Annotated in this window: 14 protein-coding genes; 4 read left to right on the top strand and 10 right to left on the bottom strand. The window is 36.4% G+C overall.

Features of this window, described 5'->3' with window-relative positions; translation table 11 throughout:
- The first annotated feature begins 326 nt into the window (after window positions 1-326).
- Complete coding sequence (locus NST77_RS22175; RefSeq protein WP_095331228.1) at window positions 327-881, top strand: TetR/AcrR family transcriptional regulator; 555 nt, start codon at window positions 327-329, stop codon at window positions 879-881.
- Window positions 882-1,265, top strand: a complete 384-nt coding sequence (emrC, locus tag NST77_RS22170; protein WP_095331230.1) for a multidrug efflux transporter outer membrane subunit EmrC — start codon at window positions 882-884, stop codon at window positions 1,263-1,265.
- 253 nt (window positions 1,266-1,518) lie between these two features.
- On the opposite strand, the gene NST77_RS22165 is transcribed toward emrC, so the two are convergent.
- Window positions 1,519-2,724, bottom strand: coding sequence for an MFS transporter (locus NST77_RS22165; protein WP_095331231.1), 1,206 nt, complete (start codon window positions 2,722-2,724; stop codon window positions 1,519-1,521).
- A gap of 211 nt (window positions 2,725-2,935) precedes the next feature.
- Between NST77_RS22165 and NST77_RS22160 the strand changes: the two genes are divergently transcribed.
- Together NST77_RS22160 and NST77_RS22155 are read left to right on the top strand one after the other, a co-directional pair.
- Entirely contained in the window at window positions 2,936-3,514 is a 579-nt protein-coding gene (locus NST77_RS22160) for a TetR/AcrR family transcriptional regulator (protein WP_341123567.1), read from the top strand.
- A gap of 837 nt (window positions 3,515-4,351) precedes the next feature.
- A complete protein-coding gene (locus NST77_RS22155; RefSeq protein WP_341123022.1) occupies window positions 4,352-5,587 on the top strand; it encodes an IS110 family transposase in 1,236 nt (411 codons plus the stop codon).
- A 153-nt stretch (window positions 5,588-5,740) separates the two neighbouring features.
- On the opposite strand, the gene NST77_RS22150 is transcribed toward NST77_RS22155, so the two are convergent.
- The 9 genes from NST77_RS22150 to sat form a co-directional block, all read right to left on the bottom strand.
- Entirely contained in the window at window positions 5,741-6,733 is a 993-nt protein-coding gene (locus NST77_RS22150; RefSeq protein ID WP_095331233.1) for a zinc-dependent alcohol dehydrogenase family protein, read from the bottom strand.
- 235 nt (window positions 6,734-6,968) lie between these two features.
- A complete protein-coding gene (locus NST77_RS22145; RefSeq protein ID WP_095331288.1) occupies window positions 6,969-7,400 on the bottom strand; it encodes a VOC family protein in 432 nt (143 codons plus the stop codon).
- A 121-nt stretch (window positions 7,401-7,521) separates the two neighbouring features.
- The gene (locus NST77_RS22140; protein WP_095331235.1) at window positions 7,522-9,579 is read right to left on the bottom strand and encodes a PAS domain S-box protein; all 2,058 of its coding nucleotides are present in this window, start codon (window positions 9,577-9,579) and stop codon (window positions 7,522-7,524) included.
- 69 nt (window positions 9,580-9,648) lie between these two features.
- Window positions 9,649-12,351, bottom strand: coding sequence for a response regulator (locus tag NST77_RS22135; protein WP_095331237.1), 2,703 nt, complete (start codon window positions 12,349-12,351; stop codon window positions 9,649-9,651).
- Window positions 12,352-12,659: 308 nt separating this feature from the next.
- Window positions 12,660-13,271, bottom strand: coding sequence for an NAD(P)-dependent oxidoreductase (locus NST77_RS22130; protein WP_095331239.1), 612 nt, complete (start codon window positions 13,269-13,271; stop codon window positions 12,660-12,662).
- Window positions 13,246-14,013, bottom strand: a complete 768-nt coding sequence (locus NST77_RS22125; protein ID WP_095331241.1) for a sirohydrochlorin chelatase — start codon at window positions 14,011-14,013, stop codon at window positions 13,246-13,248. Before NST77_RS22125 ends, NST77_RS22130 begins: the two co-directional genes overlap by 26 nt.
- Before the next feature lie 2 nt (window positions 14,014-14,015).
- Window positions 14,016-14,786 carry a uroporphyrinogen-III C-methyltransferase gene (gene cobA / locus NST77_RS22120; protein WP_095331243.1) on the bottom strand — a complete coding sequence of 257 codons (771 nt, stop codon included), beginning with the start codon at window positions 14,784-14,786 and terminating at the stop codon, window positions 14,016-14,018.
- Window positions 14,787-14,902: 116 nt separating this feature from the next.
- Window positions 14,903-15,508 (bottom strand): adenylyl-sulfate kinase, encoded by a 606-nt coding sequence (cysC, locus tag NST77_RS22115; protein WP_095331245.1) that lies wholly within the window; start codon window positions 15,506-15,508, stop codon window positions 14,903-14,905.
- A 14-nt stretch (window positions 15,509-15,522) separates the two neighbouring features.
- Entirely contained in the window at window positions 15,523-16,671 is a 1,149-nt protein-coding gene (sat, locus tag NST77_RS22110; RefSeq protein ID WP_341123566.1) for a sulfate adenylyltransferase, read from the bottom strand.
- Window positions 16,672-16,677: the final 6 nt, after the last annotated feature.

Below are 16,677 nucleotides of genomic sequence, written 5' to 3'. Positions count from 1 at the left end.
TTGACCATTTATTTATTTCTGCATTACACCATTGTTATCCTATTATTTCCATAAATAAATATTTATAAAGCTTCTTTATCTATCCTGTCCCGTTTGTCTAATATGAACTTAAACAAAAAAGCTGCCAAAATGACAGGCTTGATATTCGTTAAAGCACCCGATTGTTGAAGATTATTATTTTCTTCTTGAACGAAGGCGCCCTATACTTTATTGAATTCTTTCACAAACTGCCTTCTTATTACGCAAAATATAATAATTTAATCTATTGAATACTGTACCGTCTGGACGGTATAATTGTCATAACGAGTAATCAAGGAGGATTTTAGATGTCCATTTCAAATTCTGAAGATAAAAAAAAAATTATACTAAATGCTGCTGCTGATATTGTTAAAGAAGAAGGTGTCGCAAAATTAACATTAGAAGCTGTTGCAAAAAAAGCTGGGCTTAGCAAAGGTGGCTTACTTTATCACTATTCAAGTAAGGAAGCATTAATTATAGGGATGGTACAAGACTGGACCTACCGTTACTTTAAAAGCATAGAAACAATAGTTGAAAATAATACTAAAAGTGGAGTTGGTAATTGGACTAGTGCTTACATCAAAGCCTCATTTTCTGACTTAAATCTTGATAAACGTCTTTCTTCTGCTCTTCTAGTTGCAATGTTTACTAATCCAAGTTTACTAGAAGAGTACAAAAAGGAATATGACATCTTACTTGGTAAACTGATGAATGATGGTGTAGACCCTATTAATGTTACAATAATCCGTTTAGCAATAGATGGAATGTGGTTTTCGGAAATATTTGGGTTAGGCTCACTAGACACGAATCTTAAAAATAATTTTATTAATAAATTAAATAATATGATAAAGGAGGAAGAGTAAATGTCTTACTTATACTTAATGCTTGCTATAGTAGGAGAACTTATTGGAACCTCTATGCTCAAAGCGTCTGAAGGATTTTCGAAACTCTACCCTACAATTGGTGTAATAATTGCTTTTATAGGCTCATTTTTCTTTTTATCAATGGCAATGAAGACTATTCCACTTAATACTACCTATGCTCTTTGGTCTGGAATAGGTATAGTTGCTACTACACTTATTTCGGTTATAATTTGGAAAGAGAAAATTAATGTTGCCAGTGTTGCTGGAATTACATTAATTCTTATAGGAGTTGTAGTCTTGAATCTATTTGGGCCAGGACATGGTGAAGCAAGTAATCATGAGGCAAATGAATCCTCAATTGTTCTAAGTAATAAAACTGAATAAATAAAAGTCTAAGTAAAAGAGTGCTTTCTTATTTGGAAAAGCACTCTTTCCTTATTAAGCTAAATGCCCCTTTTCTTCCATAAGCGATGTTTCACTTAATACAGGAATGCTGCCCCATTAGTACCATAAGAAAAGCCGCATGGTGTTGGCAGTTGAACTTGAATATAAGCAGAGGAAAGTTGAAATAATCACCTTCTCTATGCTTGCAATGTGCTCTCCCCTTTGGAAGTTTTACTGCTCATCTGCAAGGGTTTCAACGTCCTTTGCAGGTGCTTCTTTTTTCAGTAAGAAAGTAAAGTAAGGCTAAAAGAGGCATAACAACTCCAATTATAGATGTAAAACTCCAACCGCCATGGGCATAAGACCAACCGCCCAAAGAAGAGCCAATTGCACCGCCTATGAAGAATATAGACATGAAAAGCCCGTTAAGTCGCCCTCTTGCTTCACTCCCCAATGAATAAATCTCCCGCTGTCCAAGTACAAGATTTCCCGATACGGCCGCATCCAGCATAATAGCGGCAAGAATGAGCAATATGAGAGCTGTTGTTGAGTTGCCTTGAAAAATATATGACAGCAAAAACGACAAGGTGGCAATAAGCATTGCCAATCCGGTCAAAAAACGGGTCCAACCTTTATCCGCAAGTCTTCCAGCTATAGGTGCTGCTATCGCGCCTCCCATACCTACCAATGCAAACAAAGCGATGCCTTGCTGGGACATTCCGAAATCATCCACCAATCGTAAAGGAACCACAGTCCAAAATAGGCTAAAAGCTCCAAATAAACAAGCTTGATAAAAACCCCGGCGGCGTAATATAGGCGTTTGTTTTAAGAGGGTGCCTAAAGAGATAATTAATTTACCGTAGTTTATCGTAGGTGAAGGTCTACGCTCAGGGAGAATACGTGACAACAGAACCGTCAATAGAGCGATAACAATTGCCGATAAAGCAAATACTGTTTGCCAGCCCCAAATGCTGGTTATAAAGCTTGCCAGCGGCCTAGCAAACATTATCCCAAGTAAGAGTCCACTCATCACGTTTCCAACCACGCGACCGCGCTGTTCTTCAGACGCTAAATTGGCGGCATAGGGAACTAGTATTTGGGCTACCACAGATCCCAGTCCAATAAACAGGGACGCAATCAGGAAAGATAGCGCATTACGGGCGAAAGTTGCCGCAAGCAATGCACATACCACAACCATTAGTGATACTGCCACGAGACGTCGATTTTCAAAAATGTCACTAAGCGGTACGATAAACAGCAGCCCTACAACATAACCGATTTGTGTTAAGGTAACAATTAATCCTGTTGCTGCCGAAGAAAGACCTATAGAGACACTGATAGGTCCTACCAGAGTTTGCGCATAATAAAGATTAGCAACGATAAGACCACATGCAGATGCTATCAGAAACATAATCCAACTTGAAATGCGTTTATCCTCGATAATTTGATTCGTTTTCATTGTAATTCTCCCCCATTTTCATTTTTTATTTGTGTGGCAGGGCAAATAATATTCAGTACTGCCATCGCAAATTAAATAATGAACGTATAGTTTATAAATTCATATCCCAATAATATACTGAACGTATAGTTTTGTAAATACCCATTTTTCTTTTTGTTAAATATTTAGTATACTAAACGTATAGTTTTTATTGTAAAAGGGGAGGATTCGAATGAATGCCAAAAGAGGACGTCCACGTAATGTTGAAACGCAAAAGTCTATCCTTTCTGCTTCATATGATTTATTGTTGAAAAATGGCCTTGGAACAGTCACTGTAGAGAAAATTGCAGAGCGAGCAGGGGTGAGTAAAGCCACCATATATAAATGGTGGACCAACAAAGCAGACGTTGTTATGGACGGCTTTCTAGCTGCGGCGGCGGCAAGACTGCCTGTTCCCGACACAGGTTCAGTATTTAATGACATACTTATCCATGCCACTAGTTTAGCTCGGTTTTTGACCAGTCGGGAAGGTAAAATCATTAAGGAGCTGATTGGTGAAGGACAAATGGATTCAGGATTGGCGGAGGCATATCGGACCAGATACTTCCATCCTCGCCGGCTTGAGGCTAAGCAACTTTTGGAACGGGGGATTCAGCGAGGAGAATTGAGGGAAAATCTCGATCTCGATTTAAGTATTGACCTCATTTACGGACCAATTTTCTATAGATTGCTAGTTATAGGTGAAAATTTGGATGATGCTTATGTTGAAAATTTAGTGAAATATTCCTTTACAGGAATTAATTCAATTTGAATAGATACTCTAATCTTGCACATTTGGGCTTTTTATTTTGGAATTTCCTTAACCTTGTAAATTCACTTTATGCTGGTGGTACTCCATGCCATGCATCAAGTTAAGGCAAATCATTAGCCCCAAAACGAAAAAAACGCTATTCTTTCTGTAATATCGTGGAAAGGATGGTGTTTTTTTATGTGCAGCGAGATTTTAGATGAACTTACTTGCCTTTCTTTAAAAGAATAGACTTTGCTTTGCAGAAACGCTCTATTCTTCACATTCATTAATGTTTAGCTTGATGGGCATGTGGTGGTACCTCAAAAAGAAAATGCCACCAAAGGGCGAAGCCAGATGAGCTATAGTTTATCTTATTGGTTAGCTTCATTACCTTTTTTATCCTGATTACTAAAAACATTAATGAGTTTGTAGAAAAGATATATTCCAATTGTAAATAGAGGTGAATTACAGAAGGGAAAAAACAAATTGTGTTAAATAAGTGGTTGTTTATCCAATCAGACATTGAAACCACCCTAAAAATCTTAGCATTTCTCAAGTCACTATAATTTACAATAAATGAGGATGATATTCTTCAACTTAAGCCCCCGTTCGTATTATAAGGTCAGCCAGAAAATATTTCTGGTTGACCTTTTTTTATATCGATATATGATAATCGTAGCCAGGGTAGAACGTCCGCCCCCGTGGGACTAGATCCCGTCAACTAAACCGTTCACCCCCTACTTGTAGAAACATGTTTGAGGCTGGTTGAGACTTGATCTCGTATAACAAGCGAAGCTGTGATACTGCATTAGGGATATAGGGGTTACTGGCAAAGAATTCAAAGGAGGAGATTTTAGAATGAATCCAGTAGTGGGTCTGGATGTGTCAAAAGGTGAAAGTCAGGTTCAAGCATATTTGGATAAAGGGAAGCCATATCGTAAGGGATTTAAAGTTTCTCATACTCTTGAGGGGCTGAAGGAACTCTTCGATTTCCTGGAAGAAGTTAAAGGTAAAACTGGTATTCAGCCACCTGTAGTATTAGAGTCAACAGGACACTATCATTCCCCTGTTGTGTACTATTTAGAGAATCGACATTATTTATTAATAATTGTAAATCCATTAGTCTCGTATCGAGCAAAAAGTTCAAGTTTAAGAAAAGTGAAAACTGATCCAATTGATGCCAGACATCTCTGCGAGCTGTATTACAAAGAGGACCTAGAGCCTTATAAAAAACGTGGCATTCAACTCTTAAACCTGCGAAATTTGACACGACAACACGAAAATGTCACAGGTATCTATGTACAAACTAAGCTTCTGTTTCAATCTATTTTGGATCAAGTTTTCCCTGAATATAGAGGAGTTTTTGGAGATTTGCATTCGATTGTTTCTTTGAAGACACTTTTAGAATATCCATCGTCTGAGGATATATTAATGGCTAGTGAGGAACAGTTAGCTACTACAATCAATGATTTATGTAAAAGCCGTTCTCTACAATGGGCAAAGGATAAGGCAAGCATGCTTAAGGCTTCAGCCGCACGCAATCCATTTGAAAAAACAATTTATCAAAGTCATTTATTAAGCCTAAACATGTATATTGATATGCTTCTTCAATACAAAGGGCACCTATCCAAGTTGGAAGCTGAAATAGATGCCCTAGCAAAAGAAATTGAAGAATATAATATCATTAAATCTATTCCAGGAATCGGTGAAAAAATCGCGGCAACGATTATTTCCGAGGTCGGTGAAATAGATCGATTTACAAGTCCCAAAAAACTTGTCGCCTTTGCGGGCATTGACCCTAGTGTCTTTGAATCAGGTAAATTTAGAGCTACACAAAACCGTATTACTAAACGCGGTTCAAGTAGGCTGCGTCATGCTTTATATATGGCAGTCGGAGCAGCCATAAGAGACAAGCGTAAAGCACGGACAGATGAACAACTCCTTCCTCGAAACAAGAGATTAAGAGAATATTACGATAAAAAACGGGAGGAAGGTAAACCCTATAAAGTCACTATAATTGCTTGTGCAAATAAACTTTTACACTGGATATATGCACTTTTGAAAAACAAATCTACTTTCCAAGATATAGCGTAATTAAAAAGTAAAACCAATGTGACCAAAACTTTCCAAATAGTGAAATTGGAAGGTTATTTGGTATGCATAAATTTAGTATAACATGAAAGATTTAAAGATTTTATTGAAAGATATTGACAAACTATTAGCTGGTTTAGTAGAACAAGAATAAACTTAGTAGCTTGTTAAAAACACTTTCCCTTTAGTCTCTTTAGAAGATTCAACAACATCAATAGCCGTTTTTATATTCAGCAAGTCATACCTAGAATCTACCATCATCAAACGTAATTTCTGCTCATCTATTAGCCTTATCAAATGACTAAAGGTTTCTTGCCATTTATTTACGGGGACATTTTTATTCCAATTCCGTAAATGAAACATATTAGCATTAACTTTGGCTTTATTTACAATATCCGCCCAGTTTACTTGTATCCCTGATAAAAGACCGATGGTTAAAAAATTGCCATTAGGACGCACACAAAAAGCCAAATCGTTTCCAGGTGAACCTCCTACAGAGTCAATAGCAGCATCCGCACCAATTCCATTTGTTAATTCCATAACTGTTTCGTAGAGTGAAACATTAGAGGTGTCTATTACATAGGAAGCACCAAGATGAAGTAAGTCTTCTTTATATTTATCATTTCTAGTGACTGCAATTAATCGAAAACCTAATATCTTCGATAATTGAGCAAAGATGTGACCAATCGAAGAACCACCTGCATTAACCAATAAAACATCTTTTGCTTTTAGTTTCAAGACTTCATTACAAGTCACCCACGCTGTAATTGGATTGATATACATCTGCGACGCCGTAAAGTCATCAATAGAATCCGGTATAGAAACTGCAAGTTCTGATGGTGTCTTAACAAATTCTTGCCAAGTTCCTTCCCCACGTAAAGGTAAAACACGTTTACCAATGAAATTGTGTGAAACCAAAGAACCAACATCTTCTACTATTCCAACTCCTTCATAACCAGGAATATTTGGTAAAGAAATCCGATGAGAATATGACCCTCTAACCGGTATTAAGTCGGAAGGATTTATTGGACGTGCTAACATTCGAACAAGGATTTCATTATCTTTTGGTGGTTCTATGCTTTTATATTCAACTGTTAACACATCTTTTGGGTTACCGAATTCGTAGAATCTAATACATTTTGCATCCAAAACTTTAAATCTCCTTAAGATAAATCAGATTTATTTATTATATCATCTTGAACTAAACTGCCCGTTTCTTCCATAACTATAATAAACAAGTTAACATAATCAAATAATTATAGATTCTCTTAATTACCTACATTTACTGAAAAAACTCTATCCTAATTTACCTTTAGATATTAAATGTCTTTTAATCAAACTTTGCTTTAAATAATCAGTCTTTATTTTAAAACACCATTTCCTTTTAAAAATCAATCATTGCTCCTCTTTCATCAAATACAGAATCAGGATTCCAAGCAACTTCCCAGAGATTGTTTTCTGGATCGGCAAAATAAGCTGTTCTTCCGCCCCAAAAGGCATCGCTTGCTTCTCTTATAATCTTTCCGCCTGCCTCTTTGACTTTTTCCATTACTGTGTCTACATCCTCAGGGGTATTTACATTAATAGCAAAGGTAACCCCTCGATAACCCTCCATGGGATTTTGCAGTTCTACTCCTGCGTCCTTCGCTAATTCCTCTAACGGAAACAATGTTAGCAAAACACCAGCTGTCTTAAAAATAGCATATTGATCAGAGCTTGATTCCTTTTCCAGCCAGCCAATCCGCTGGTAAAACCTTCGCAATTCTGGTAACCGTAATGCTCCTAATGTAAGCAATGAAACTCTTTGTGGTACCATTTCTAACCCCTCCACATATTATTTTCTCCTCTTCATTCGATTTTCCTTTAGAAAAACCCTCTTATATTGATTTTTTTGTCATAAAAAAAGAAAAATAGAAGAACTGCTAGCTAAGCAATCTCTATTTTCCTTCCTCTATCTCAAAACACACGGAGAATTTTGTACCACTCTCACTTGTATGCACTTTTATTCTTGCCATATGACGCTCAGCAATTCGATAACAAACAGCCAGTCCTAGCCCTGTCCCATTATCCTTTGTTGTAAAGAAGGGGGTTCCTAGCTTTTTTAATATTTCTTCATCGATTCCATTGCCGCTATCAATGATTTCCAACACAAGATACTTTCCTTTACAGAATGTTTTTATCGTGAGAATTCCGTCTGGCTCCATAGCCTCTAAACCGTTTAGAGCAAGGTTTAATAAAAGCTGCCTTATCTCTTTCTCATCCAAAAATAGTTCTGGACATTCCTCTAATTGAAGGTTCACCTTCTTACCTGTCAATAAAGCTTCTGCATTAATTAAAGGAAAAATAATTTCAATAATTCTATTTAACGAATATAATCGTTTATCGCTCGTCTTATTTTTAGCTAATGTTAGAAATTCTTTGATGATTTTATTCGCTCGATCTAACTCGTCAATCATGAGTTCCATATGCTCTAGTGATAGGTTAGAGGGATTTGATTTTCCAATTTGTAGGAATCCATGAACGGTTGTCATCGGATTACGAATTTCATGGGCAATTCCAGCTGCCATTTCGCCAACTAGATTTAATTGATCAAGTCTAGCCATTTCTTTTTCAAATGCTAATCGTTCTGTTATGTCATTTAATACAATTAACACACAATTCTTCTTTTCGATCGTTATAATTTCAGTGGATAGTAATCCTTGTTTCTGCTCTCCATTTTTCAGCATGAAATTGACTCTTTGATTTTTAAAAGGAGTGAGCCATTCTTCTTCCTGGAAACTCTCTTCTATTCCATTAATTTCTTTCGCTATTTCCCATTGATAACTATCATCCTTCAATTCCTCGATTGTATAACCCGTGCTTGTTACCCAGTTATTATTTACAGCAATAAAACTAGGATTTTGTAATGTGCGGATTGCCATCATACATGGACTCGCCTCAAATATTTGTCGAAAGCGTCCTTCTGAAAGCATTAAATCATCTGTTACCTTAGATTTTTCTTCTCTTTCCCTATGTAGTTGATGATTCATGGATAATAACTCCAGCGTTCTTTCTTCAACAGCATGCTCTAAGCGATCAAGTTGCTGCTTTCTTAATAATTCCACTTCTTTTCTTTCAGAAATATCACGAATCGTACAAACAAATAACTGATAATCCTCTACCATTGCATCTCCAATGTAAATATCCACTGGAAATACAGTATGATTCTTCCGCTTCGCCTTCGCTTCTATCATTCTTCCGACTAACTTAGGAACCATCATCTCAAATGTAATAGGTGTTTCTCCAGATATTTCTGACTCAGCAGAATGTAAGAGTACTTCAATCGAAGCTCCTATAAGCTCTCCTTCTACATAGCCAAACATTCTTTTCACACTTGGGTTGACACTAATTATTATTCCTTCTTCGTCAAAGGTAACAATTGTGTCTTGTAACGCCTTCTGTAACACCGAAGAGAAGACGGCATTTTTGGTTAAATCCATTTTCGTTATTCTTAATTCCTTATTCATTTTCTCCAATTCTGACGTTGTTTGCCAATTCATTTCGTGGAGGCTTGTCGTATGACTTTCAAAAATTTGCACAAACTGGGCCACTTTACTTCTTAGTGCATCTGGATTAAATGGTTTAACAATATAATCAATCGCCCCTGCTTGATAGCCTTGTGTAATATGATGAATATCTTGACTGATGGCAGTAATAAAAATAATGGGAATATGTCGTGATTTTTTTCGTTCTTTTATTAATTTTGCTGTTTCAAACCCATTTAAGCCTGGCATTTGAACATCGAGTAGAATTACGGCAAAGTCATATTTCAAAATGCATTTTAAAGCTTCTTCACCGGATTTAGCAAAAACCAAATGATACCGAGGAGAATTTAATACTGCTTCTAAGGCCATCAGATTTTCTTGTAAATCATCTACCATTAAAATATAGATTGGTTCTGATACGGAAGAAGATAGATTTTTCTTTTGTTCTATAGATTGAGCTGAATACTGCATAAATTTATAAAGCCTCCTATCTATTAACAAGCCATTTACCAATGTTACCCAGATACTAGTATCGCTTTATTATTCTTTATAAAGCCATACTTGAATAAGCGAATATAATTGCTCTAAATTTACTGGTTTACTAATATAATCAGATGCTCCAGCTTCCATGCACTGTTCTCGATTATGTTTCATCGCCTTTGCTGTTAAGGCGATAATTGGCAGCGTTTTAAATTTATCTTTTTTCCGTATGATGGAAATAGCCTCTAAACCACTCATTTCTGGCATCATAATATCCATCAACACAAGATCAATATCCACGTTTTCCTCTAGAAGGCTAATCCCATCCTTCGCATTCTCTGCATAAAGAATTTCAATATTGTACTCTTCCAATGCTGCATGGATGGAAAAAATATTCCGTATATCATCATCTATAATTAGAACTTTCTTCCCTATTAAATTAGCACTCTTATTTAGTTCCGTAGTATCGATTAACTCATTATTTGTTACTGCAATTTGTCGATAACTTTCTTCAATAGGTGATTGTTCGACAGCTCCTTTTTGCTTTTGGCGCTTTACAGGCAAATAGAGAGAAAATGAACTACCCATTCCTTCGATACTTGTTGCTACCAATTCTCCCCCAAGTAAGCGGGAAATCTCTTTACAGATAGATAACCCAAGACCCGTTCCCCCATATTTTCTGCTGATGGTTCCATCTGCTTGCTTAAATGGTTCAAATATAATATTCATTTTATCCTTAGGAATCCCAATCCCTGTATCCTTCACAGTGAAGGATACGATAGATTCATCCGCGATGGCAAACCTGGACTTGGCTGTCTCCTCCATCCGAATAATCAGCTCCACACTTCCCTTTTCTGTGAATTTAAAAGCATTGGACAATAAATTTTTTAATACTTGATTTAAACGATGTGTGTCTGTCTCTATAAAAGCAGGCACCTCTTTATCAATTTTCACACAAAAATCAAGTTTCTTTTGATTAGCGATAGGAGAAAACTGGCTTTTCAAGCAGTTTTGTATCCCTTCCATTTTTACTGGTTCCTCTATTATTTCCATCATCCCAGTCTCAATCTTCTCCAAATCTAATATCTCGTTTATTAATCTTAGTAATTCATTACCAGAGTAATAGATAGTCTGCAAATACTGGATTTGTTTTGTAGTTAAATTCTCATTTTCCTTTTCAACGAGCATTTGCGACAGGATTAGCATACTATTTAAAGGCGTTCTAAGCTCATGAGACATATTCGCCAAAAACTCCGATTTATACTGAGAGTTATAGATTAACTGCTGAGCCTTTTCCTCTAATTTCTTTCCTATCTTTTCTAGCTCTGCATTCTTTTCTTCTGACACTCTGTATTGTGCCTGTAATTCTTCATTAATAGCCATTAATTCCTGCTGTTGAGCTTGTAGTTCCTCCGATTGGCTTTGCAGCTCCTCCGTCAAACGCTGCTCATCCTCTAGCAATCTCTTTACTTCTAGTCGATTAAAAATACCATGAATAGATATACCTAAGTATTCTCCCACTTCTTTAAGTAAACTTTGCTGCACCGGTCGGAAATATTGCAAAGAGGCTAATTCTACAATCGCTAATACTTCTCCTTCATAGGAAATGGGCTGAATAAGCACCTGCTTTGGTTCTGCCTCTCCTGAACCAGATTTAATCTTTATGTATCCATTGGGAATATCAATAAGACTGATGCTTTTATTCTCCTTTGCAGCTTGTCCCACTAAACCTTCACCAAGCTGAATGATAGATTGTCTGTCTTCATTATCAAAAGCATAATTTGCTATTTCCTTGAGGCAGCGGGCATTACCCTTCTCGCTTAACAGATAAAAAACACCATATTGTGCACCTACAGCAGGAGTTATTTGACTAATGAAGTAATCAGCAAGAGATTCCATCGTTTCTACCATTGAAAAACTAGTTGTTATTTCTGCCAATCGTGAGTCAAGCCAACTTTGCTCTTCTGCCTGGGCACGGCTTTCAATTTCATCTCGAGAATACTTTTCCAAAGTTGTTACCATTTCATTAAAGGCACGAGCAATTTCTCCTATTTCATCCTTCGAATTAATCTCCAGCCTTGGAAACTTTATTCCTCTTTTAAAGGAAACACCGGACATCACTGTCGTAACTTTATGTAGATTTTTCGTTAATCCCCTTATTAAATAAATGGCCAATGTAATGCTGCATATTACTCCGACTATAATATAGGCATAAGTCATTAATACGACAATATCATATGTTTTTTTTGAATCTTCTAGTTCTTCTTGCATCTCTTTAATCTGGGCACTATAAAGCGAACTCGCGATTTGTAATAATCTATTTTTTTCATCACTTTCTCTTGCCCAAAAATTGGTATTCATTTTTTTATTTTTGGCTTCTACTATTTGTTGGCCCTTTTCTTCAAAGGGTTGATATAATGTCGAAAATTTTATTAATAAATCCTGCGTTTCATCCCTTTTATCATTCTCGGTTAAGAAATTATACGCTTTGTTTATTTCTTTTCTTGTTTCTTCCATTTGTCTCATTGTTATTTCATTGAGTGTTTTAGAGGATTGTGAGGATAATTCATATATTTGTCTACTTAAGTTAGTTACTTCATTCTTTAACGTATAGGCTGCATTAATTCTCTCTGTTTTATCATGTGCAAGAACATGCATCTTGTCATTTTGCTGTCGAAGCATACTCATAAGTACAATAATTAAAATCGTAATGAACACAAAAATAATGCCTAAACCAACATAAAGCTTTGTACTAAATCTCATGTATCCTCCTATCAATCTACCAGTTTAAAAGCATAAAATAAGGAAACTCGGAAGATTATTTTTGATAAACAAGCATGAATATTTATAAACAAAGATGACTTTTACGTTATAAAAATAATTCTATTCTACAAAAATTATATGTTAAATATGGAAATGATACAATATGATAATTGGATAAAACTAGGAGCAGCCGGGAGGGGAACTAACATGTCCAGAGCGTAAAAAACTCTTTTATTTAAGTTATTATTGGTATACAGTGGATTCCCCTTATTTAGGACATAATGAAAACCCCTAAACCTGATATAAGCTTATAGGTTTAGGAGCTTTTCATAATAATTATGGCGTAAACTAGCTGAAGCTTTATATGCATCATCCAATATTTCCGTTAAAATAGCATTAGACACATCAGCAGAAAGCGATCTTTGTTTGATAAGAGTCCGAACTTCATATAAAAAATCAATATACGCAATATAATTATCATCATACTTTTGCTGCCATTCCTCTTTCAGCTTTTTTGCCAGTTTCGGGCTTGCGCCATTAGTGGAAACACTTAAGTGAAGACGCCCCTTTTTAAAGCTAGCTGGAATCTGACAGTTTCCTTCTTCAAAAGAAGAAGCATCATTCACTAAGCAAAACGATTTAATTTGTTTAGCGATACGATGATTTTCTTGTGAATCATTGGTTGCTGTAATAGTTAAAAAGGCATGGGCGAAATCTTCCTCTTTCCCTGTTCGTCGCAGCAGCCTGATTTTCCTGTCCTCTGAAAGTTCTTCTATTTCCGTACAAACTTTGGGACTAATCACCGTTACACTAGCTTCTTCATCTAGAAGCATCAACACCTTTCGATAGGCAATCTTGCCTCCTCCAACTACTACACAATGTTTATCTTTTATATCAACTAGTAATGAAAGCATATTCATTCCCTACCATCATTTCGTCTATTCTTTCTTTTAATATTCCAGCTATTAATGGGTCATAACCCAAATAAGGAGCGAGTTCGTATTCTTTATGGTTACTTTTTATTTTATTAATAGTTTTTTCCATTGACTTCATCAAAATTCCCGTAAAAAGAAGATAGGGAATTACCAACACATGGCGATAGGAAGAATGATCTGCCATTTGCAGTGCTTCTTCAAAGCTTGGTTGTGCAGCAGTTAAATAACAATCCTGTACAACGATTTGTTCCACTTGTTGTTCAAGTAAAGCTGCTATTTTACCTAAATCACGTTTTACATCTGGATCACTGCTTCCTCTTCCCACAAGCATAACAAGCATTGTTTCATTACTTTCTTTATAAAGAGAAGCGCTCCGAATTTTGTCTGCAACAATTTTAACCATTTGAGGATGAACTCCAATCGGTTTGCCATATTTCATCTGGACATGCGGATATTTCAGCGAAAGCTTTTCTAATACTTCTGGAATATCTTTTTTGGCATGGGCTGCTGTAAGAAGCAAAACGGGTATGATATTAATGGTGGAAGCACCTTTTTCTACACATTTTCGAAAACCTTCTTCAATGGAGGGATCAGCCAATTCTAAGAAAGAATATTCTTGTATGCCTTTGAAACCATTTATCTTCATACACTTTTCAATAAAGGAGATAGCCTGATCGCTTGCTTCCTTTACCCTGCTTCCATGACATATATATAATACTGCTTCCATTATCAAACAACCTCTTTCGGAATGGTTTCACCGAAACTTTCCTCAAACCATTTAATTTTCTCTCTCATTTTGACTACTTCGCCAATCACAATCATACAAGGATTTTCAATTTCTCCTTTTTCAGCATCCTCTATTACATGGTTAAGATCAGTAATAATTGTCTTTTGTTTAAAGGTTGTTCCCCAATTGATGAGCGCAACTGGTATTGTACCTTTTCTTCCAAAGGACAAAAGCTTCGACTGAATATATGGTAGATTTTTCACTCCCATATAGATGGCAAGTGTATCAATTTGAGAAAGTGCTTCCCATTTAATATGGTCTTCCTCGCCATTTTTTATATGACCTGTTACAAAGGCAAACGAAGAGCCATAATTGCGGTGGGTTACTGGGATACCGGCATAACTTGGAGCGGCAATGCCTGCAGTAATTCCTGGTACTATTTCAAAGGGGATTTGATTCTTAGCTAACTCCTCTGCTTCTTCCCCGCCCCTTCCAAATACAAAGGGATCACCACCTTTTAGCCTTGTGACAATTTTCCCTTTTTTCGCATGTTTCACTAAGGTTTGATTGATCAATTCCTGTTTCATGGCATGATGATGCGGAAGTTTGCCGCAATAAATCAGTTCAGCCTTCGGTTTCGCATATTCTAATAGCTCACGATTCACTAAACGATCATATAAAATTACATCGGCATTTTCGATGCATTTTAATCCTTTTACCGTTATTAAGTCCGGATCTCCTGGCCCTGCACCAACTAGATATACTCTCCCCATTTTATCCACCCTTCTTGTTGTTCCTTCTTTTCGGATCCATTAAAAAGTGGGGAAAGGAATCAACGATGAACGGATGGTTTTGCAAGGACCATGCTCAGTTTTTCCCTTTCCCTATATTAAGAGATATAATATTCTTTTTCTTTTAAATATTGTACGATTTGTTCTACACATTCTTCAATAGAATGTTTTTCTGTATCCACGATTAATTCTGGCTGAAGCGGCTCCTCATACGGGGAACTAATACCTGTAAAGTCCTTTATGATTCCTTTTCTTGCTTTCTCATATAAACCTTTCGGATCCCTTGCTTCACAAGCCTCTATGGAACACTTTATATATATTTCCACAAACTCGTTTTCTTCTAATAAAGCTCTTACTCGATCACGGTCTTCGCGAAACGGAGAAATGAAGGCAGTTAGAACGACTTGCCCACTATCAACAAATAGCTTGCTGACCTCGCCAATTCTTCTAATGTTTTCTTTGCGGTCCTCATCTGAAAAACCCAAATCTTTATTAATTCCAAAACGTATATTATCTCCATCTAAGACATAGCTATTTGTCTGGTCTTCATATAATCTTTTTGCAACAGCATTTGCAACCGTTGATTTTCCCGAACCAGATAACCCTGTAAACCATAGAACATAGCTATGATGCTTATTTTTTTCTCTTCTATCCTTCTTTGTTACTGCATGGTCATGCCATGTAATATTTGTACTTTGGCTCAAAAGTTCTCTCTCCTTTAAGAATGGATTTCTTGTTTTTGCAATCCTTTTATTAACACTTCCACTACTTCTTTACGACTAAATGTACTTGGTGGAATCTCTCCATTTCTTAAAAGCTCGCGAACCTTCGTCCCAGATAAAATTTCATGATGTTCCTTGCCATGTGGACAAGTTTTTGTAGAAGCCATGTTCTCACATTTCTTACAATAGAAACTATGTTCAAAGAATAATAGATTAATACCTAGCTCTTCTTGTGTAAATTGGTCAAAAATTCTTTGAGCATCATAGGTACCATAGTAGCTCCCTACCCCAGCATGATCACGACCGACGATAAAGTGGGTACAGCCATAATTCTTTCTCACCATCGCATGGAATATTGCTTCTCTTGGTCCTGCATAACGCATAGCAGCAGGGAATACAGCTAGGAATACACGCTCTTTTGGATAGTAATTTTTCAATAGCACTTGGTAGCTTTCCATCCGAACATCTGCTGGAATATCATCCGCCTTCGTTTCACCTACTAATGGATTTAAGAATAGACCATCAACAATTTCGAGTGCTGACTTTTGAATATATTCATGTGCACGATGAACAGGATTTCTTGTTTGGAATCCGACTACTGTCTTCCATCCCTTTTCTGCAAATATTTCTCTCGTTTCTGCCGGATCTAAGTAAAAATTACTAAAATCCGTTTTCTCTACTTTCTTTATGAGTTTAATCGGGCCGCCAATATATATATTTCCGCGATCAAACATTTTCTTTACACCTGGATGTGCTAAATCATCTGTACGGTAAACAGAAACAGCCTCTTTACTTTTATCTGGAATATAAATATCCTCTACTGTCAGCACACCATATACTTCACCTTGATGGACTAGTTTTACCGTATCCTGAAGTTCAATGGTATCTGATTGTTCCTTTGAAATGGGCAATGTAATAGGTATGCTCCAAATCTCACCTGTTGCTAAGCGCATATTCTCTACCACTGCTTCATAATCTTTTTGGGATAAAAATCCTGTAAGCGGGCTATATGCTCCATTTCCAATCAGTTCTAAATCACTAAGTGCAATAGTATCAATTTCTAGTTCCAGCTTTAGTTCAGAGATATCATAATTAGGATCGTATAAATTAATTAATTTTCCACCATGTGGTTGACTTAATGACATTTTTTA

The sequence above is a fragment of the Niallia sp. FSL W8-0177 genome, from assembly GCF_038006285.1.
Classification (GTDB): domain Bacteria; phylum Bacillota; class Bacilli; order Bacillales; family Cytobacillaceae; genus Niallia; species Niallia circulans_A.
The sequence above is the reverse complement of the archived record's forward strand: the minus strand, read 5'-3'. Positions and strand labels throughout refer to the sequence as shown.